This window comes from Serratia sp. LSHTC3, assembly GCF_057197125.1.
Window position 1 is genome coordinate 377,936 of sequence record NZ_JBXUNP010000003.1, and the last position, 17,748, is coordinate 395,683.

Sequence of the window (17,748 nt, forward strand, 5' to 3'; positions counted from 1 at the left end):
CACGGAGCCCGCGACGGCGCGACCGATCGCGGGACTCCGCCTATACTCTAAGCAACGCGGGTGCTTGCCGCATCCGCGATCTTCAGCCGCTTCTTTAGCGAATTTGTGAACGATATCGCGTTATTTTGTGATGCTCTTCACATATAATTCCGGTCTGTTACAGTGCTATTTCATATAGTGTGACGATGAACGCGAATCGCCTCCGGCATTCGTGTTCAAATAGCTATTACTGGCCGGCCGCAAGGCGGGTGGCCATGTGCGGTGAGAAGGATCTCAGTTGCCGCCGCGGGAACGCCGTTCCCCAGCGCTATCTTCATGGAACCAAGTCCGCTCGCCAACACCCAGGTACTCAGTTGGAGAGTTTTATGACCGAATTAACCGCAGCAGCGCAACGTGCGCTGAACTTGATGGATTTAACCACGCTGAATGATGATGACACCGACGAGAAAGTGATCGCGCTCTGTCGTCAGGCCAACAGCCCGGCCGGCCACACGGCGGCCATCTGCATTTACCCGCGTTTTATCCCGGTGGCGCGTAAGGCGCTGCGCGAGCAAGGCACGCCGGACATCCGCATCGCCACCGTGACCAACTTCCCGCATGGCAATGACGATATCGACATCGCGCTGGCGGAAACCCGCGCGGCGATCGCCTATGGCGCGGATGAAGTGGACGTGGTGTTCCCATACCGTGCGCTGATCGCCGGCAACGAACAGGTCGGCTTCGAGCTGGTGAAACAGTGCAAGCAGGCTTGCCAGGCGGCCAACGTGCTGTTGAAAGTGATCATCGAAACCGGTGAGCTGAAACAGGCCGATTTGATCCGCAAGGCGTCCGAGATCGCCATCAAGGCCGGGGCTGACTTTATCAAGACCTCCACCGGCAAGGTGCCGGTCAACGCCACCCTGGAGAGCGCCGAGCTGATGATGTCGGTGATCCGCGATCTGGGCGTGGCGAAGACGGTGGGCTTCAAGCCGGCCGGCGGCGTGCGCACCGCGGAAGACGCGCTGCATTATCTGCAACTTGCCGATCGTATTCTGGGCGAGGGGTGGGCCGATGCGCGGCATTTCCGCTTTGGCGCTTCCAGCCTGCTGGCCAGCTTGCTGACCACGCTGGGCCACCAGACTCAGACCGCCGGCGGCGGCTACTGATCGATTTCGTTGGCGGGCGCCAGGCGCGCCCGTCTGCACCGACTCTCAGCGACACAGGGGGATGCCTTGTTCCTGGCTCAAGAAATTATTCGTAAGAAACGCGACGGCCAGCCGTTAAGCGAAGCGGAAATCCGCTTTTTCATCAACGGTATTCGCGACAATGTGGTGTCGGAAGGGCAGATCGCCGCGCTGGCGATGACCATTTATTTCCATGGCATGAGCATGCCGGAGCGCGTGGCGCTCACCATGGCGATGCGCGATTCCGGCACCGTGCTGGACTGGAAGAGTTTGGCGCTGAACGGCCCGATCGTCGACAAGCATTCGACCGGCGGCGTGGGCGACGTGACCTCGCTGATGCTCGGCCCGATGGTGGCGGCCTGCGGCGGCTATGTGCCGATGATCTCCGGCCGCGGCCTGGGTCATACCGGCGGCACGCTGGACAAACTGGAAGCCATTCCGGGCTTCAATATTTTCCCGGACGATAACGCCTTCCGTAAAATCATTCAGGACGTCGGCGTGGCGATCATCGGCCAGACCAGCTCGCTGGCGCCGGCGGACAAACGTTTTTACGCCACCCGCGACATCACCGCCACCGTGGATTCTATCCCGCTGATCACTGCCTCCATTCTGGCCAAGAAACTGGCGGAAGGGCTGGATGCGCTGGTGATGGACGTGAAGGTCGGTTCCGGCGCCTTTATGCCGACCTATGCCCTGTCGCAAGATTTGGCGCAGGCGATCGTCGGCGTGGCCAACGGCGCGGGCTGCAAGACCACTGCGCTGCTGACCGACATGAACCAGGTGCTGGCCTCCAGCGCCGGCAATGCGGTGGAAGTGCGCGAAGCGGTGCGTTTCCTGACCGGTGAATACCGCAACCCGCGCCTGCTGGAAGTGACGCTGGCGCTGTGCGTGGAGATGCTGCTGTCCGGCGGCCTGGCGAATGACGAGGCCGATGCGCGTGCCAAACTGCAGGCGGTGCTGGACAACGGCAAGGCGGCGGAAGTGTTTGGCCGCATGGTGGCGGCGCAGCAAGGGCCGATAGACTTCGTCGAACGTTATGATAGCTATCTGCCGGCGGCAACGCTGAGCAAGCCGGTGTATGCTGAAAATCCGGGTATCATCAGCGCCATGGATACCCGCGCGCTGGGCATGGCGGTGGTTTCGCTGGGCGGCGGCCGCCGCCGGGCGAGCGACGCCATCGATTACAGCGTCGGTCTGACCGAGGTGGCGCGCCTGGGTGATAAGGTGGATGCCCAGCAGCCGCTGGCGATGATCCACGCCAACGATGAAGAGAGCTGGCAGCAGGCGGCCGATGCGGTGCGTAGCGCAATGACGCTGAGTGACAAGGCGCCGGAAGCGACGCCGGTAGTGTATAAGCGCGTCACGGAATAACCCAAGAATCAGGAACGGCCGCGGCTTTTTCGCGGCCGTCCAAAGCGTGAGAACACGCAGGAGAGCACAGATGAAACGCACATTTATTATGGTATTGGACTCCTTCGGCATCGGCGCCAGCGAAGACGCCGATCGTTTTGGCGACCGGGGTTCCGACACTCTGGGCCACATCGCCGAGGTTTGCGCGCGCGGTGAAGCCAACGTGGGCCGCCAGGGTCCGCTGACGCTGCCTAACCTGAGCCGCCTGGGGCTCGGCAAAGCGGCGGAAGAGTCCACCGGCAACTTCCCGCAGGGGCTGGATCGCAATGCCGACATCATCGGCGCTTACGCATACGCCAGCGAGCTCTCTTCCGGTAAAGACACGCCGTCGGGCCACTGGGAAATCGCCGGCGTGCCGGTACTGTTCGACTGGGGCTATTTCAAGGACGAGCACAACAGCTTCCCGCAGGCGCTGCTGGATAAGCTGGTGGAGCGCGCCAACCTGCCGGGCTACCTGGGCAACTGTCACTCATCCGGCACCGTGATCCTCGATCAGCTGGGTGAAGAGCACATGAAAACCGGCAAGCCGATTTTCTACACCTCCGCCGACTCGGTGTTCCAGATCGCCTGCCATGAAGAAACCTTCGGCCTGGATCGCTTGTACGAGCTGTGCGAAATCGCGCGTGAAGAGCTAACCGAAGGCGGTTACAACATCGGCCGCGTGATCGCGCGTCCGTTCGTCGGCGACAAGCCGGGCCACTTCCAGCGCACCGGCAACCGCCACGATCTGGCGGTAGAGCCGCCGGCGCCGACCGTGCTGAAAAAGCTGGTGGACGAGAAGGGCGGTGAAGTGGTGTCGATCGGTAAAATCGCCGACATCTATGCCAACGTCGGCATCACCAAGAAGGTGAAAGCGACCGGCATCGACGCGCTGTTCGACGCGACCCTGATTGAAATGGAAAAGGCCGGCGACAACACCATCGTGTTCACCAACTTCGTGGACTTCGACTCCTCTTACGGCCACCGCCGCGACGTGGCGGGCTACGCCGCCGCGCTGGAGCTGTTCGACCGCCGCCTGCCGGAGCTGCTGAAGCTGGTGAAAGACGAAGACATCATCATCTTCACCGCCGACCACGGCTGCGACCCGACCTGGCCGGGCACCGACCACACCCGTGAGCACATCCCGGTGCTGGTCTACGGCCCGAAAGTGAAACCGGGCTCGCTGGGCCACCGTGAGACCTTCGCCGACATCGGCCAGACCGTCGCCAATTATTTTGGCCTGTCGCCGATGGATTACGGTAAAACCCTGTTTTAATTCGTGAGTTTAAGGCGGTGGCGCAGTTGGCCGCCGCCTGACATACCACGGCTTATACGTTTAACGCTATTTAATACGATTTAAAGGAAGAGAATTATGGCTACGCCGCACATTAATGCTGAGATGGGTGATTTCGCTGACGTAGTACTGATGCCGGGCGATCCGCTGCGCGCAAAATACATCGCCGAAACCTTCCTGGAAGGCGCGGTGGAAGTGAACAACGTGCGCGGCATGTTGGGCTTCACCGGCACCTACAAAGGCCGCCGCATCTCCGTAATGGGCCACGGCATGGGCATCCCGTCCTGCTCCATCTATGCGCGCGAGCTGATCGCCGAATTCGGCGTGAAGAAGATCATTCGCGTGGGTTCCTGCGGCGCGGTGCGTGACGATATCAAACTGCGCGACGTGGTGATCGGCATGGGCGCGTGCACCGACTCCAAGGTTAACCGTCTGCGCTTCAAGGACAACGACTACGCGGCGATCGCCGACTTCGACATGGTGCGCAACGCGGTCGATGCGGCGGCGGCGCAGGGCATCCCGGCGCGCGTGGGCAACATCTTCTCCGCCGATCTGTTCTACACCCCGGATCCGGACATGTTCCAGGTGATGAAGAAGTACGGCATCCTGGGCGTGGAAATGGAAGCGGCCGGCATCTACGGCGTGGCGGCGGAGCTGTACGAAGAGTTCGGCTGCAAGGCGCTGACCATCTGCACCGTGTCCGACCACATCCTGCGTCACGAAGCGACCACGGCGGCGGAACGCCAGACCACCTTTAACGAAATGATCGTTATCGCGCTGGAATCCGTGCTGCTGGGCGACAAAGCGTAATACCGCGGCGGGCGTCGCCATGGCGCCCGCCCGTCAATCTATTCACTCCGCATGGCCGTTTTTGGCTAACGCTCTACCTTTCAATTGGATGTGGATCCCGTTGTTACGGACAATCTATTCACCGAAAGGACAAGAAAACGGCACGGACGCATTCAACGCCTGGCCTGAGTTACTCCTTCTTCGGCGCTTCCTGCTTTGTCTCCGGCGCATCCTCTTCGTCGTCTTCCACCGTATTGCCTTCTTCCAGTGGCGTGTTGGCGGTCAACAGGTAGGGCGACTGCTGCCAGCGGCTGCGGCGGTGCTGCAGCAGGGTGCGCGCCAGAATGATGCCGATCGCCAGCGCCAGCAGGATCATCAGGCGCAGCAGGTTGGTGGTGTTGTCCACCTGTTTGGATTCGGTCGCCAGCACGTGGGTGTCGAGGGTGATGCGGATAAAGCCGATCGGGCCGTCTTTGCCCTGAATGGATTCGACCAATTGGTGGTTGAAGTAGCTGCCGGCGCGTTTGCCGTCGAGCGACAGGCGATCGCGTATACTTATCTGCTCCCCGGCGTGGGAGACCAGCGTGCCGTCCAACTGATACACGCTGACGTCGAGAATGCGGCTGTGATCGGTGAGCTGCTTGAGGATGGCGTCGATGCGCGGGTTGTTGCCGTCGTCGTCCAGCAGCGGCGCCAGGCTGTAGGCGACCTGTTTGGTCAGCGTCTGCGCCAGCTCTTCCACCTGCTCGGATCGCGCCATTTGGTGACTCAGGCTAAAATAAGAGGCGCCCTGCATCAGCAGCACCAGCAAAGCCAGGCAAATCAGGATAATAGCGGTGCGGTGCAGGCGAAATTTCAGTTTAGCGCGAGCCATGCAGGTTCCTTGGGCATCGGGGACACTTTATGTTGCCAGAACCGCTGGCGATAGGATAGCTTGATGCGTCGTTTTATCATGCAGCGTTTTTGTCCATTCAGGAGTCAATGATGTCAAACAGTCTGACCTATTGCGATCTTCCGGCGGAGATCTCTCAATGGCCGGGTCTTCCCCTTTCGCTCAGCGGCGACGAAGTGATGCCGCTGGACTACCGGGCGGGCAATACCGGGTGGCTGTTATACGGCAGGAAGCTGGACAAGGCGCGCATTACCCAATTCCAACGCAAGCTGGGCGCGGCGATGGTGATCGTCACCGCCTGGGGCGTGGACGACTATCAGGTGGTGCGGCTGGCGGGCACCTTGACGCCGCGCGCCAAGCTGTTGGCGGCGGAGAGCGGGCTGGACGTGGCGCCGCTCGGCAAGATCCCGCACCTGCGCACGCCGGGGCTGCTGGTGATGGACATGGATTCGACGGCGATCGAGATCGAATGCATCGACGAAATAGCCAAATTGGCGGGCGTCGGCGAGCAGGTGGCGGAAGTCACCGAACGCGCGATGCGCGGCGAGCTGGACTTTACCGCCAGCCTGCGCCAGCGCGTTGGCACGCTGAAAGGGGCCGATGCCAACATCCTCAAGCAGGTGCGCGACGAGCTGCCGTTGATGCCGGGGCTGACCAGCCTGGTGGGCAAGCTGCAGGCGATGGGCTGGCATGTGGCGATCGCCTCCGGCGGCTTCACCTACTACGCCGAATACCTGCGCAACCGGCTGAGGTTGGTGGCGGCGGCGGCCAATGAGCTGGAGATCCGCGACGGCAAGCTGACCGGCGAAGTGCTGGGGCCGGTGGTGGACGCGCAGTTCAAAGCCGACACGCTGCTGCGGCTGGCGGAGAAGCTGGAGATCCCGCTGGCGCAAACCGTGGCCATCGGCGACGGCGCCAACGACTTGAAAATGATGCAGGCGGCGGGGCTGGGCATCGCCTACCATGCCAAGCCGAAAGTGTATGAAAAAGCGCAGGTATCGATCCGGCATGCGGATCTGATGGGCGTGCTGTGTATTCTCACCGGCAGCCTGAAACACGAAGTGCGATAACGAAAGATTGAGGTAAGACGTGGCAAAAGCGGCAAAACGGGCATTTGTGTGCAATGAGTGCGGGGCGGACTATCCGCGTTGGCAGGGGCAGTGCAGCGCCTGTCATGCCTGGAACACCATCACGGAAGTGCGTTTGGCCGCGTCGCCCGCAGCGGCGCGCAACGATCGCCTCAGCGGCTATGCCGGCGACGCCGGCGTCAGCAAGGTGCAGAAGCTGTCGGAAATCAGCCTGGAGGCGCTGCCGCGCTTCACCACCGGCTTTCTCGAGTTCGACCGCGTGCTGGGCGGCGGCGTGGTGCCCGGCAGTGCGATTCTGATCGGCGGCAACCCCGGCGCCGGCAAGAGCACCCTGTTGCTGCAGGTGCTGTGCAAGCTGTCTGAACAGATGAAAACCCTGTACGTCACCGGTGAGGAGTCGCTGCAGCAGGTGGCGATGCGCGCTCACCGTCTGGGGCTGCCGACCGGCGGCCTGAACATGCTGTCGGAAACCAGCATCGAGCAGATCTGCCTGATCGCTGAGCAGGAACAGCCGAAGCTGATGGTGATCGACTCGATTCAGGTGATGCACATGGCGGACATTCAGTCTTCGCCGGGCAGCGTGGCGCAGGTGCGGGAAACCGCCGCCTACCTGACGCGCTTCGCCAAGACGCGCGGCGTGGCGATCGTGATGGTCGGCCACGTCACCAAAGACGGCTCGCTGGCCGGGCCAAAAGTGCTGGAACACTGTATCGACTGTTCGGTGCTGCTGGACGGCGACGCCGATTCCCGCTTCCGCACCCTGCGCAGCCACAAGAACCGCTTCGGCGCGGTCAACGAGCTGGGGGTGTTCGCCATGACCGAACAGGGGCTGCGCGAAGTCAGCAACCCTTCGGCGATCTTCCTCAGCCGCGGCGATGAAGTCACCTCCGGCAGCTCGGTGATGGTGGTGTGGGAAGGCACCCGGCCGCTGCTGGTGGAGATCCAGGCGCTGGTGGATCACTCGATGATGTCCAACCCGCGCCGCGTGGCGGTGGGCCTGGAGCAGAACCGGTTGGCGATCCTGCTGGCGGTGCTGCACCGGCACGGCGGGCTGCAGATGTCGGATCAGGACGTGTTCGTCAACGTGGTCGGCGGGGTGAAAGTCAGTGAGACCAGCGCCGATCTGGCGTTGCTGATGTCGCTGGTCTCGAGCCTGCGCGATCGGCCTCTGCCGAACGATCTGGTGGTGTTCGGCGAAGTGGGGCTGGCGGGGGAAATTCGCCCGGTGCCGAGCGGCCAGGAGCGGATCGCCGAAGCGGCCAAGCACGGCTTCAAGCGCGCCATCGTGCCGCACGGCAATATGCCGAAGAAGCCGCCGGCCAACATGCAGGTGTTCGGGGTCAAGAAGCTGGCGGACGCGCTGGACGTGCTGGAAGAGTTTTATTAATGTCGCCGACGGCGAGCAAGATATGCTATTTTGTTTAGCATACTAAACGGAGGTGGCCATGCCGCAATTTGATTACCTGAAGACGTCCATCAAGCAAAAAGGCTGCACGTTGCAGCAGGTGGCGGATGCCAGCGGCATGACCAAGGGCTATCTGAGCCAGCTGTTGAACGACAAGATCAAAAGCCCGAGCGCGCAAAAGCTCGAAGCGCTGCACCGTTTTCTCGGGCTGGAGTTCCCGCGTAAAGAGGTTAAAGTCGGCGTGGTGTTTGGTAAATTTTACCCGCTGCACACCGGCCATATCTACCTGATCCAGCGCGCCTGCAGCCAGGTGGATGAGCTGCACGTCATTTTGTGCCACGACGAGCCGCGCGACCGCGAACTGTTCGAGAACAGTTCGATGTCGCAACAGCCGACGGTCAGCGATCGCCTGCGCTGGCTGCTGCAGACCTTCAAGTACCAGAAAAACATCCATATCCACTCGTTCGACGAGCAGGGCATCGAGCCCTACCCGCACGGCTGGAACGTGTGGAGCGACGGCATGAAGGCCTTTATGGAACAGAAAGGCATCGTGCCGAGCTTTATCTATTCCAGCGAAGCGCAGGATGCGCCGCGTTACCGCGAGCATCTGGGCATCGAAACCATTCTGGTCGACCCCGAGCGTTCGTTCATGAACATCAGCGGCAATCAGATCCGCCAGGATCCGTTCCGCTACTGGGATTACATCCCGACCGAGGTGAAGCCGTTCTTCGTGCGCACCGTGGCGATCCTCGGCGGCGAGTCGAGCGGCAAATCGACGCTGGTCAACAAGCTGGCCAACATCTTCAACACCACCAGCGCCTGGGAATATGGCCGCGATTACGTGTTCTCGCACCTGGGCGGCGACGAGATGGCGCTGCAGTACTCCGACTACGACAAAATTGCCCTCGGGCAGGCGCAATACGTGGATTTCGCGGTCAAGTACGCCAACAAGGTGGCATTTATCGATACCGATTTCGTCACCACCCAGGCGTTTTGCAAAAAGTACGAGGGGCGTGAACACCCCTTCGTGCAGGCGCTGATCGACGAATACCGTTTCGATCTGGTGATCCTGCTGGAAAACAACACGCCGTGGGTGGCGGACGGCCTGCGCAGCCTCGGCAGTACCGCCGATCGGCTGGCGTTCCAGCGCCTGCTGGAGGAGATGCTGCGCGCCAACAACATCGAGTATGTGCACGTTGAGTCCAGCGATTACGAAGAGCGCTTCCTGCGCTGCGTCGAGCTGGTGCAACAGCTGCTGGCGGCGGACGCCGGCCGGTTGGTGAACGCGCCCGCCCAGCATCACGCCGCAGGCTGAGCAAAATTAGCGTAATGTGCGATCGCGCGGCAGAAACGGCCGCCCGGGCGCACATTTAACGGCTTGTTTAAACATGGTTCATTCGACAGCGACTACGTTAAGCTTTTCTTTACAATAACGCTTAGAAGAAGACATGTCTTATCGCTTGCTCGCTCTTTGGTTGGTCTGCTATGCCGCAGCCTGGACGCTGCTGACTGTTCATCTCGATCCTACCCTGCCTTACGACGCCGTCGAGGCGCTCAACTGGGGCCTCAACGGCGAATGGGGCTCACCGAAAAACCCGTGGCTGGTCGGGGCGGCGATGCAGCCGGCGATCGGGTTCTCGTGGCTGCCGCTGAACCTGTACTGGTATGGCGGGCACTTCATCGCCATCGCCATCGGCATGTTGGGCGTCTGGCTGTTGGCGCGCCGGCTGAGCGGCAGCACCTCGCTGGCCTGGATGGCGCTGTTGACGCTCAACCTGTCCGGCATCATCAATTTCGACATCATTCCCTACAACGACAATTACCTGTTGGTGATGCTGTGGCCGTGGATGGCGCTGTTTTTCCACCTGGCTATATCGCGTTCGGCCAACTGGTGGCCGGCCTTCGCGCTGACGGCCGGTTTGGCGATGATGGCGAAGTACTCGACCTTCGCCTTCGTCTATTTCGCCGCGCTGTCGACGCTGTTCGTACCGCAGATCCGCCGCTGTTATCGCCAGCCGCAGTTCTATCTGGCGGTGGCGATCTGGTTGGCGCTGGTGTTGCCGAACGTGTTCTGGTTGTGGAACCACGATTTCGCCGCCTTCAAGTGGGTGGATTCGCAGATCAAGATGCAGCTCAATCTCGACATGCTGCAGTCGCTGCTGCTGGTGTTCTATCCGTCGCTGGTGCTGTGGGGGATCCTGCGGCGCAGCGGGGCGGTGCTGGCCTGGCCATCGGCGTTGCCGATGCGGGTGTTGCTGTGGGTCTACCTGTTGCCGCTCGGCATCATTACCTTCTGGTTCTCTTTCAACGTCGGCGGCCGGCTGACCGAATGGCTGCAGCCGTTCTTCATGCTGGCGCCTGCGCTGTTGGTCGGTTGCGTGCGCCAGCCGCCGGTGCGTTCGCTGCGCGCGGCGACCATTGGTCTGATGTGCGCGGCGCTGGCGGTCTACCTGGGGTATGCCGCGGTGATGCTGGGCAACGTGCGCAACGCCGGTCAGAAAATGGTGGGTATCAAGGCGTTCAGCGCCGAGGTGGAGCGGCAGTGGCAGGAGCGGTATGGCGTTGAACTGCGCTACGTCGGCGGCGAATACCTGTCGCAGTGGATGACGGTGTACGCCGGTTCCCGGCCGCGAACCATTACGCGTTGGTCCAATCATACGCGGCCGAATATCTACAACGTCAACATCAGCTATCCGCAGATTGCGCAGCACGGCGTTGCCCTGTTCGGGCGGTTGGGTGAGGACTGCGCGCGCAGCGACTTCGGCGGCGAGTTGGCCCACTGGCCGAAGATGCGCCTCGATTGGCAGCAGACGCTGACGTTCCGCGCCGATCCGCATAGCGACGAGCAGACGCTGTGCGTCGGCTTCGTTCGTCCGCAGTAACGGCGGCGCGCTGCGCCGCCGCGATTCAGGCTCAGTAAGCGATAACCAGCTTGCCTTGCATATGGCCGCCGAGCAGCTGTTGATGCGCGGCGGTCAGCGTGTCTACCGACAGCCCGTGCAGGGTTTCGCTCAGCGTGGTGCTCAGCTTGCCCTCGTCCAGCAGCTGCGCCACCTGCTGCAGGATCTTGCCCTGCTGGGCGATGTCCGGGGTGCTGAACATGCTGCGGGTGAACATGAACTCCCAGTGCAGCGCGGCGCTCTTCAGCTTCAGCGCGTTTTGGTCCAGCGGCTGCGCGTTCTCGACGATGGTGCAGATATGGCCCAGCGGCGCGACCAGCTCGGCCATCGCCGGCCAATGGCCGTCGGTATCGTTCAGACACAGGATGTAATCCACCTGCTCGATGCCCTGCTGCGCCAGGTTGCCCTTCAGATCGCGGTAGTCCACCACCAGATCGGCGCCGCGCTCAAGGCACCAGGCGGCGGATTCCGGTCTTGATGCGGTGGCGATCACTTTCACCTTGCTGCGCAGCGCGGCCAGCGGAATGGCCAGCGAACCGACCCCGCCGGCGCCGCCGATGATCAGCAGCGTCTTGTGCTCCGGCGCGTCCTGAATGTTCAGGTGTTCGAACAGCGCCTCCCAGGCGGTGAGGGCGGTGAGCGGCATGGCGGCGGACTCGGCCCAGTTCAGGCTGCGCGGCTTGTGCGCGGCGATGCGTGAGTCGATCAGTTGGTGACTGCTGTTGCTGCCGGGGCGGGTGATGTCGCCGGCGTACCACACTTCATCGCCGGGCTTGAAGCCGCTGACGCCGTTGCCCACGTCCACCACGACGCCGCTGGCGTCCCAGCCGAGAATGCGCGGCTGCTGCAGGCCGTTTTTCTGCAGACCGGCGTGCACTTTGGTGTCCACCGGGTTGACCGACGCCGCTTTCACTTCCACCAGCAGATCGTACTGGCCGGGCACCGGCATCTCCGGTGAGATTTCGATGAAATCGGCGGGGTTCTGCGGGTCTACGGCAATGGCTTTTATCGACATGATTGTACTCCTTTCAAATGATGCCCCCAGTGTAGACCCGCGACAGTGGGGTGATAAGATGGACAATATCTAACGGAGTGTTCGTTTAAGGTGAACAATGGAATTCAAACAACTGCAGGACATGGCGTTGTTCGCGCTGGTGGCGGAGTGCGGCAGTTTTACCGCCGCCGCGCAGCGCGTTGGGTTGCCGAAATCCAGCGTCAGCCAGCGCATCAGCCAGCTCGAGCAGACGCTGGGGCTACGGCTGCTCAATCGCACCACGCGCCAGCTGAACCTGACCTTCGCCGGTGAGCGTTATCTGGAACATTGTCAGGTCATGATGTCTGCTGCCGAACGTGCCGATCTGGCATTGCAGCGGCTGCGCGATAACCCGAGCGGCCGCCTGCGCATCTCGACGCCCGCCGGGCTGGGGGCGACCCTGGTGGCGCGGCTGGCAGCGGATTTTCAGCGCCAGTACCCGGACGTTTCGCTGGAGGTGTCGGTGTCCGACGCGATGGTGGATCTGGTGCAGGAAGGTTTCGACGCCGCGCTGCGCACCGGCAAGCCGCAGGATTCTTCGCTGATCGGCCGCCGTCTCGGGTATGCGCCGCGCTATCTGTTGGCCGCACCGTCCTATTTGGCGCAGCACCCGCCGATCGAACATCCGCAGCAGCTGCAGCAGCATCGCTGTATCGCCCACCGCGCCTGGACGGCCTGGAACCTGCGCTGCGGCGATGACTACTACCGTTGGCAGCTGCCGCTGGCGCACACCACCGACAACCTGCTGTATGCGCGCGAATGCGCCATCGCCGGCGCGGGGATCACGCTGCTGCCGGCGTTTCTCAGCCGCGAGGTGGTGGCGCAGAAACTGTTGGTGGAGGTGCTGCCGGCGTGGCGCGCAGAAGGGAATGAGCTATATCTGGTCTACCCGAGCCGCAAGCTGAATTCCGCGGCGTTGGCCTGCTTCATCGATGTGGTGCTGCAGCATCCGGCGTTCGACGACTACGCGCGCGAGCTGGCGCGGGAGTAAAAAAAGGCGCCGCATGCGGCGCCTTTCGTATTACTTGGCGATCTTCTTGTACTTGATGCGGTGCGGCTCGAGCGCATCGGCGCCCAGCGTACGCTTCTTGTACTCTTCGTACTCGGTGAAGTTGCCTTCGAAGAATTCCACCTTGCCCTCGTCCTGGTAGTCCAGGATGTGGGTGGCGATACGGTCGAGGAACCAACGGTCGTGCGAGATCACCATGGCGCAGCCAGGGAATTCCAGCAGGGCGTTTTCCAGCGCGCGCAGGGTTTCGATATCCAGGTCGTTGGTCGGTTCATCGAGCAGCAGTACGTTGCCGCCAACCTGCAGCAGCTTGGCCAGATGCAGACGGCCACGCTCACCGCCGGACAGCTCGCCCACGCGTTTGCCCTGATCGACGCCCTTGAAGTTGAAGCGGCCGACATAGGCGCGGCTTGGCATCTCGGTGTTGCCGATGCGCATGATGTCCTGCCCGCCGGAGACTTCTTCCCACACGGTTTTCGAACCGTCCATGTTGTCGCGGAACTGATCGACGGACGCCAGCTTGACGGTATCGCCCAGCACGATGCTGCCGGAATCAGGCTGCTCCTGACCGGACATCATGCGGAACAGCGTGGATTTACCCGCGCCGTTCGGGCCGATGATGCCGACGATCGCGCCTTTCGGCACCGAGAACGACAGGTCGTCGATCAGCAGGCGGTCGCCATAGGACTTACGCAGGTTGCTGACTTCGACCACTTTATCGCCCAGGCGCGCGCCAGGTGGAATGAACAGCTCGTTGGTTTCGTTACGTTTTTGGTATTCGGTGTTGTTCAGCTCTTCAAAGCGGGCCAGACGGGCCTTGCCTTTGGACTGACGGCCTTTGGCGCCCTGGCGCACCCACTCCAGCTCTTTCTCGATCGACTTGCGACGAGCGGCTTCGGCGGACGCTTCCTGCGCCAGACGCGCGTCTTTCTGCTCCAGCCAGGAGGAGTAGTTGCCTTCCCATGGAATGCCTTCGCCGCGGTCAAGTTCGAGGATCCAGCCGGCCACGTTATCCAGGAAGTAACGGTCGTGGGTGATCGCTACCACGGTGCCTTCGAAGTCGTGCAGGAAGCGTTCCAGCCAGGCCACGGACTCGGCGTCCAGGTGGTTGGTCGGTTCGTCCAGCAGCAGCATGTCCGGCTTTTCCAGCAGCAGGCGGCACAGCGCCACGCGGCGGCGTTCACCGCCGGACAGGTGGGCGATTTTGGCGTCCCAGTCCGGCAGGCGCAGCGCATCGGCGGCGCGTTCCAGCTGGGCGTTGAGGTTGTGACCGTCGTGCGCCTGAATGATCTCTTCCAGGCGGCCCTGTTCGGCGGCCAGCTTGTCGAAGTCTGCGCCTTCTTCCGCGTACAGCGCGTACACTTCGTCCAGGCGCTTCAGCGCGCCGACCACTTCCGCCAGCGCTTCTTCCACCGACTCACGCACGGTGTGTTCGAGGTTAAGCTGCGGCTCCTGCGGCAGGTAACCGATCTTGATGCCCGGCTGCGGGCGCGCTTCCCCTTCGATATCGGTATCGATGCCGGCCATGATGCGCAGCAGGGTGGACTTACCGGCGCCGTTCAGGCCCAGCACGCCGATTTTAGCCCCAGGGAAGAAGCTCAGGGAGATGTTTTTCAAAATATGACGCTTCGGCGGTACCACCTTGCCGACGCGGTGCATGGTATAGACGTATTGAGCCACGTTGCTCTAAGCCTCTCTATATCAGTATTTATAGGATGTCTGGCGGCATGAGTGTAGCCCGTTTCGATCTCGGATCCCAGACATCGCTCAGCGATCGCTAAGTATAACCGTTTATGCGCCGATAAAGGCGCATATTGGTGGCTTATGGCGTGACGACGATCGCGACGCGGCGGTTTTCCGCACGGCCGCTGGAGGTGCGGTTATCGGCAACGGGATCGCGCTTGCCCATGCCGCGGGTTTCGATATTGGCGCGTGGAATGCCGACGCTGGCCAGCAGATCGGCCACCGCATCGGCGCGGCGCAGGGAGAGCTGATCGTTATAGCTGTCTTCACCGTAGTTGTCGGTATGGCCGTCCAGGCGGAACTTGGTGATGCCGACGCTCAGCAGCGCACGGCCCATCTTCTGTACCGTCTCGGTGCTTTCCGGGTTCAGTTTGCCGATGTTGTTGCCGAACAGCACCTTGTCCGACAGGCCGAACTCCCAGCCATTATCGGTCAGTTTGAAGCCCTGCGATTGCAACAGCGCGACCTGCTCGGGTGTCAGGCCCTGCGGTTTGCTCTGGCAGCCGGCGAGCGCCAGCAGAGCGACGAACATCATCGTCAGCAGTGAAAAACGGCCTTTAAAAAGTTGCTGTATCATAGTCAAAATCCCTAGTTCAAGTGTTATAGCCGGGGCTCTTATTTATGTATAGCCAGCCGCCAGCCTCCGTTATAACGATGCTTTGCCTGATACATCGCATCGTCAGCTTCGTGCAAAAGACCCTGAGGCGTCGATGCGTGATCAGGGTACAGCGCAATACCGATACTCAGAGAGGTGATGACCGTCTCGTCGTTCGGCAGAATGACCGGTTGCGTCATGCAGTCGATGATGTTGTCAGCGATCTGCAAGACATCTTCCGTGCTGTGTACCGGCGCCAGCAGCACGGCGAATTCGTCCCCTCCCAGGCGGGCGACCAGATCGGTCTCGCGCAGCTGCGCGCGAATGCGCCCGGCAATGGTGGTCAGCACCGCATCGCCTGCGGCGTGGCCGTAACTGTCGTTCACCTCCTTGAAGCGATCGCCGTCGATAAACAGCACCGCCAATTTCGCCGGCGGTTCGATATCGCCCAGCGCGCGGCTTAGCCGCCCTTCGAAGAAGGCGCGGTTCGGCAAGCCGGTCAGGCTGTCGTGCGTCGCCCGGTGAGCCAGCGAGTCGTTCTCTTGCTTCAGATGGGCCTGCCAGGCCTCCAGCTCGTCGAGCAAGCCGTTGAAATCGTTGCTGAGCTCATGCAGCTCGGCGATAGGCGCCGACGGCACCCGCAGGCCGAAGGTGCGATCGCGGCGAACCGCATGCGCCACGTTGGCGATGTCGTCCAGCGAACTGACGATGCCGACCAGCATGCGGCGCGACAGCACCAGGGCGCACAGGGTGCTGAGCACCAGGCAGGCGATCATGCCGACCATGCCGCGTAACAGGAAACGCAGCAGGCTGCCGCCGTTGCCGCTCAGCCAGACCTGGCCGACCTGCTTGCCCTCGTGGGTGATAGGCAGAATGACCGGTTCGGGCAGCGCCCAGTGCGCGACGATCTGCTCCAGGCCGTGCAGCGGCCCATCGGTAGGATGGCGCCAGTTGGCCAGCATCTTGCCGTTGTTGTCGAGGATCCGCGCGTCCGATACCTCTTCGTTGGAGGATATCAGCATCAGCGCCTCGCGCGCGGCGGTGCGGTCTTCAAACACCACGGCGGCCTCGACGGTATAGCTGATGGAGCGCGCGATCAGGTGCAGGTTGTGATTGGCATAGGCGCGCAGCGCAAACAGCGCCACCAGCGTCAAAAAGATGCCGGCGGTGCCGACGGCGATCAGCGCCAGCCCAAGATGCACCCGCTGCAGCACTCGGCCCAGCGTCGGGCGCGCATTGCCGGAGCGGTTTTTACGCAACAGCCTCATAGCGGCGGCGCCTGTTTGCGTGCCAGCTGCAACACGTTGGGGTGAACGCGCACGCCGCTGCGCGCCAGAGCGTCCAGGTTGACTTTGAAACTGGCCTGGTCCCCATCAATCTGCAGGCAAAATGCGCTGCCGGCGGAGCATTCGCTATCGTTCTCGCTGATGCTGAGAATGGAGTTGCCGGAAATGCGCTGCATGAAATTTTGTCTCTGCGCGGCGGTGATGTTCCCTAAGTAGATGACATCACAGCCGGTACTCAGCGTTGGGCTATCGAACGGCACGCGCTCGGCTTTAATCGGACGCGGCGCGCTCAGCAGGATCGGATCGAACAGCCCTTCGGCATACTGGGTGGGTGCGGTCACGCACAAGCGGATCGGATTAGGTTCACGCGACCAGCGTGCGTAGCTGATGATGCCTACCACTACGGTCGTCACGGCGTGCGTGCGCTTTTGATAGGGATCAGCGGCGGCGTGCGCAGGCTCGGACAACGTCAGCAGCACCAACAAAACGATCAGCAGCAGGCGGCCGATATTCAGGCGTGCGTCAAGGAAGCCCGGTTCGGGGCTTTTTGCGCAACGCATCGCTATCGCGGTCTTATTCACCATCTTCACCCGCCATTCCGGCCTGATCCACTGCCCGCAGGCCGTGGCCTGACAAGGAAAAATCCGGCCCGCTTGAAGGGACAATCGTTTTGCTGAAAGCTGTCAGTCGCACTGCCTAATGAACACTATCTAACCCATAATTGGCGCGGATTGTATTATAAGATGTCTTCGTTGGGCGCTTTATGTGCTGTTTTCTCGGAATTATCTTACTTATTTTTGATAGTATAAAAATGCCCACCCGGGTTTGCCACCGCTTTTCTGCAAAGTTGGCGCGTTTAGCCCGCTGTCAGGCGATTTGCGCAACGGTGGCGCCATATAACAAATCAAATAATGTGATGACTAATAATTAAAAAGTATTTTACTTCTCCAATAAGCGCCGGGACAGCTAATAAAAATCCGGTGGCTGGAAATATCCCGCCGGCCTGATTTGTCAGCCAAAGTAAACGTTTTTACCTGGCCCGCGTCATGGCGATACACTTCTTCTTCTACAGTATTGAATGGATAAGCGATTGCGCTGTCTATGGTAGATATCTGCGTCCGGGCCGTGCGCCCGGCTTTATTTTGTCCCGCGGCGCCGTGGT

At 61.5% G+C, this 17,748-nt stretch carries 15 protein-coding genes; 9 read left to right on the plus strand and 6 right to left on the minus strand.

The window, feature by feature from the left end; all coding sequences use genetic code 11:
- Positions 1 to 365 precede the first annotated feature (365 nt).
- The 4 genes from deoC to deoD all read left to right on the plus strand — a co-directional run bounded on the left by deoC (position 366) and on the right by deoD (position 4,656).
- Positions 366 to 1,145 (plus strand): deoxyribose-phosphate aldolase, encoded by a 780-nt coding sequence (gene deoC, locus AC2CGI_RS14665; protein ID WP_021505383.1) that lies wholly within the window; start codon positions 366 to 368, stop codon positions 1,143 to 1,145.
- Between the two features lie 66 nt (positions 1,146 to 1,211).
- Positions 1,212 to 2,534, plus strand: a complete 1,323-nt coding sequence (deoA, locus tag AC2CGI_RS14670) for a thymidine phosphorylase (protein ID WP_076740926.1) — start codon at positions 1,212 to 1,214, stop codon at positions 2,532 to 2,534.
- 70 nt (positions 2,535 to 2,604) lie between these two features.
- Entirely contained in the window at positions 2,605 to 3,828 is a 1,224-nt protein-coding gene (gene deoB / locus AC2CGI_RS14675; RefSeq protein ID WP_015376593.1) for a phosphopentomutase, read from the plus strand.
- A gap of 96 nt (positions 3,829 to 3,924) precedes the next feature.
- Positions 3,925 to 4,656, plus strand: a complete 732-nt coding sequence (gene deoD / locus AC2CGI_RS14680) for a purine-nucleoside phosphorylase (RefSeq protein ID WP_004933059.1) — start codon at positions 3,925 to 3,927, stop codon at positions 4,654 to 4,656.
- Positions 4,657 to 4,825: 169 nt separating this feature from the next.
- Here the strand turns inward: deoD and AC2CGI_RS14685 are convergent, their stop codons facing one another.
- Positions 4,826 to 5,509: a YtjB family periplasmic protein gene (locus AC2CGI_RS14685; protein ID WP_004933054.1), complete on the minus strand. Its 684-nt coding sequence runs from the start codon at positions 5,507 to 5,509 to the stop codon at positions 4,826 to 4,828.
- A 110-nt stretch (positions 5,510 to 5,619) separates the two neighbouring features.
- Here AC2CGI_RS14685 and serB point away from each other — a divergent pair, with 110 nt between their 5' ends.
- From serB to AC2CGI_RS14705, 4 genes are all read left to right on the plus strand, one after another.
- A complete protein-coding gene (gene serB / locus AC2CGI_RS14690; RefSeq protein WP_004933052.1) occupies positions 5,620 to 6,597 on the plus strand; it encodes a phosphoserine phosphatase in 978 nt (325 codons plus the stop codon).
- A 19-nt stretch (positions 6,598 to 6,616) separates the two neighbouring features.
- A complete protein-coding gene (radA, locus tag AC2CGI_RS14695) occupies positions 6,617 to 8,002 on the plus strand; it encodes a DNA repair protein RadA (RefSeq protein WP_015376595.1) in 1,386 nt (461 codons plus the stop codon).
- Between the two features lie 58 nt (positions 8,003 to 8,060).
- Positions 8,061 to 9,335, plus strand: coding sequence for a multifunctional transcriptional regulator/nicotinamide-nucleotide adenylyltransferase/ribosylnicotinamide kinase NadR (gene nadR, locus AC2CGI_RS14700; protein WP_021505379.1), 1,275 nt, complete (start codon positions 8,061 to 8,063; stop codon positions 9,333 to 9,335).
- Between the two features lie 133 nt (positions 9,336 to 9,468).
- Positions 9,469 to 10,902, plus strand: a complete 1,434-nt coding sequence (locus AC2CGI_RS14705) for a glycosyltransferase family 39 protein (RefSeq protein WP_015376597.1) — start codon at positions 9,469 to 9,471, stop codon at positions 10,900 to 10,902.
- 31 nt (positions 10,903 to 10,933) lie between these two features.
- Here the strand turns inward: AC2CGI_RS14705 and AC2CGI_RS14710 are convergent, their stop codons facing one another.
- Complete coding sequence (locus AC2CGI_RS14710; RefSeq protein WP_130054921.1) at positions 10,934 to 11,935, minus strand: zinc-binding alcohol dehydrogenase family protein; 1,002 nt, start codon at positions 11,933 to 11,935, stop codon at positions 10,934 to 10,936.
- Positions 11,936 to 12,032: 97 nt separating this feature from the next.
- On the opposite strand from AC2CGI_RS14710, the gene AC2CGI_RS14715 reads away from it, so the two are divergent.
- Positions 12,033 to 12,944, plus strand: a complete 912-nt coding sequence (locus AC2CGI_RS14715) for a LysR family transcriptional regulator (RefSeq protein WP_015376599.1) — start codon at positions 12,033 to 12,035, stop codon at positions 12,942 to 12,944.
- A 30-nt stretch (positions 12,945 to 12,974) separates the two neighbouring features.
- Here AC2CGI_RS14715 and ettA read toward each other — a convergent pair whose 3' ends face one another.
- The 4 genes from ettA to yfiR all read right to left on the minus strand — a co-directional run bounded on the left by ettA (position 12,975) and on the right by yfiR (position 17,170).
- Positions 12,975 to 14,642, minus strand: coding sequence for an energy-dependent translational throttle protein EttA (ettA, locus tag AC2CGI_RS14720; protein ID WP_015376600.1), 1,668 nt, complete (start codon positions 14,640 to 14,642; stop codon positions 12,975 to 12,977).
- A gap of 142 nt (positions 14,643 to 14,784) precedes the next feature.
- A complete protein-coding gene (gene yfiB / locus AC2CGI_RS14725) occupies positions 14,785 to 15,282 on the minus strand; it encodes an outer membrane lipoprotein YfiB (protein ID WP_015376601.1) in 498 nt (165 codons plus the stop codon).
- Positions 15,283 to 15,320: 38 nt separating this feature from the next.
- Positions 15,321 to 16,568 carry a diguanylate cyclase DgcN/YfiN gene (gene dgcN, locus AC2CGI_RS14730; RefSeq protein ID WP_015376602.1) on the minus strand — a complete coding sequence of 416 codons (1,248 nt, stop codon included), beginning with the start codon at positions 16,566 to 16,568 and terminating at the stop codon, positions 15,321 to 15,323.
- Positions 16,565 to 17,170: a regulatory sequestration protein YfiR gene (gene yfiR / locus AC2CGI_RS14735; RefSeq protein ID WP_015376603.1), complete on the minus strand. Its 606-nt coding sequence runs from the start codon at positions 17,168 to 17,170 to the stop codon at positions 16,565 to 16,567. Before yfiR ends, dgcN begins: the two co-directional genes overlap by 4 nt.
- Positions 17,171 to 17,748 lie beyond the last annotated feature (578 nt).

What these genes read in the sequence shown, in the direction of transcription:
- deoC (WP_021505383.1), top strand. Translation starts at nt 366, where the DNA reads ATGACCGAATTAACCGCAGCAGCGCAACGTGCGCTGAACTTGATGGAT.
- deoB (WP_015376593.1), top strand. Translation starts at nt 2,605, where the DNA reads ATGAAACGCACATTTATTATGGTATTGGACTCCTTCGGCATCGGCGCC.
- deoD (WP_004933059.1), top strand. Translation starts at nt 3,925, where the DNA reads ATGGCTACGCCGCACATTAATGCTGAGATGGGTGATTTCGCTGACGTA.
- AC2CGI_RS14685 (WP_004933054.1), bottom strand. Translation starts at nt 5,509, where the DNA reads ATGGCTCGCGCTAAACTGAAATTTCGCCTGCACCGCACCGCTATTATC.
- serB (WP_004933052.1), top strand. Translation starts at nt 5,620, where the DNA reads ATGTCAAACAGTCTGACCTATTGCGATCTTCCGGCGGAGATCTCTCAA.
- nadR (WP_021505379.1), top strand. Translation starts at nt 8,061, where the DNA reads ATGCCGCAATTTGATTACCTGAAGACGTCCATCAAGCAAAAAGGCTGC.
- AC2CGI_RS14705 (WP_015376597.1), top strand. Translation starts at nt 9,469, where the DNA reads ATGTCTTATCGCTTGCTCGCTCTTTGGTTGGTCTGCTATGCCGCAGCC.
- AC2CGI_RS14710 (WP_130054921.1), bottom strand. Translation starts at nt 11,935, where the DNA reads ATGTCGATAAAAGCCATTGCCGTAGACCCGCAGAACCCCGCCGATTTC.
- AC2CGI_RS14715 (WP_015376599.1), top strand. Translation starts at nt 12,033, where the DNA reads ATGGAATTCAAACAACTGCAGGACATGGCGTTGTTCGCGCTGGTGGCG.
- yfiB (WP_015376601.1), bottom strand. Translation starts at nt 15,282, where the DNA reads ATGATACAGCAACTTTTTAAAGGCCGTTTTTCACTGCTGACGATGATG.
- dgcN (WP_015376602.1), bottom strand. Translation starts at nt 16,568, where the DNA reads ATGAGGCTGTTGCGTAAAAACCGCTCCGGCAATGCGCGCCCGACGCTG.
- yfiR (WP_015376603.1), bottom strand. Translation starts at nt 17,170, where the DNA reads ATGGTGAATAAGACCGCGATAGCGATGCGTTGCGCAAAAAGCCCCGAA.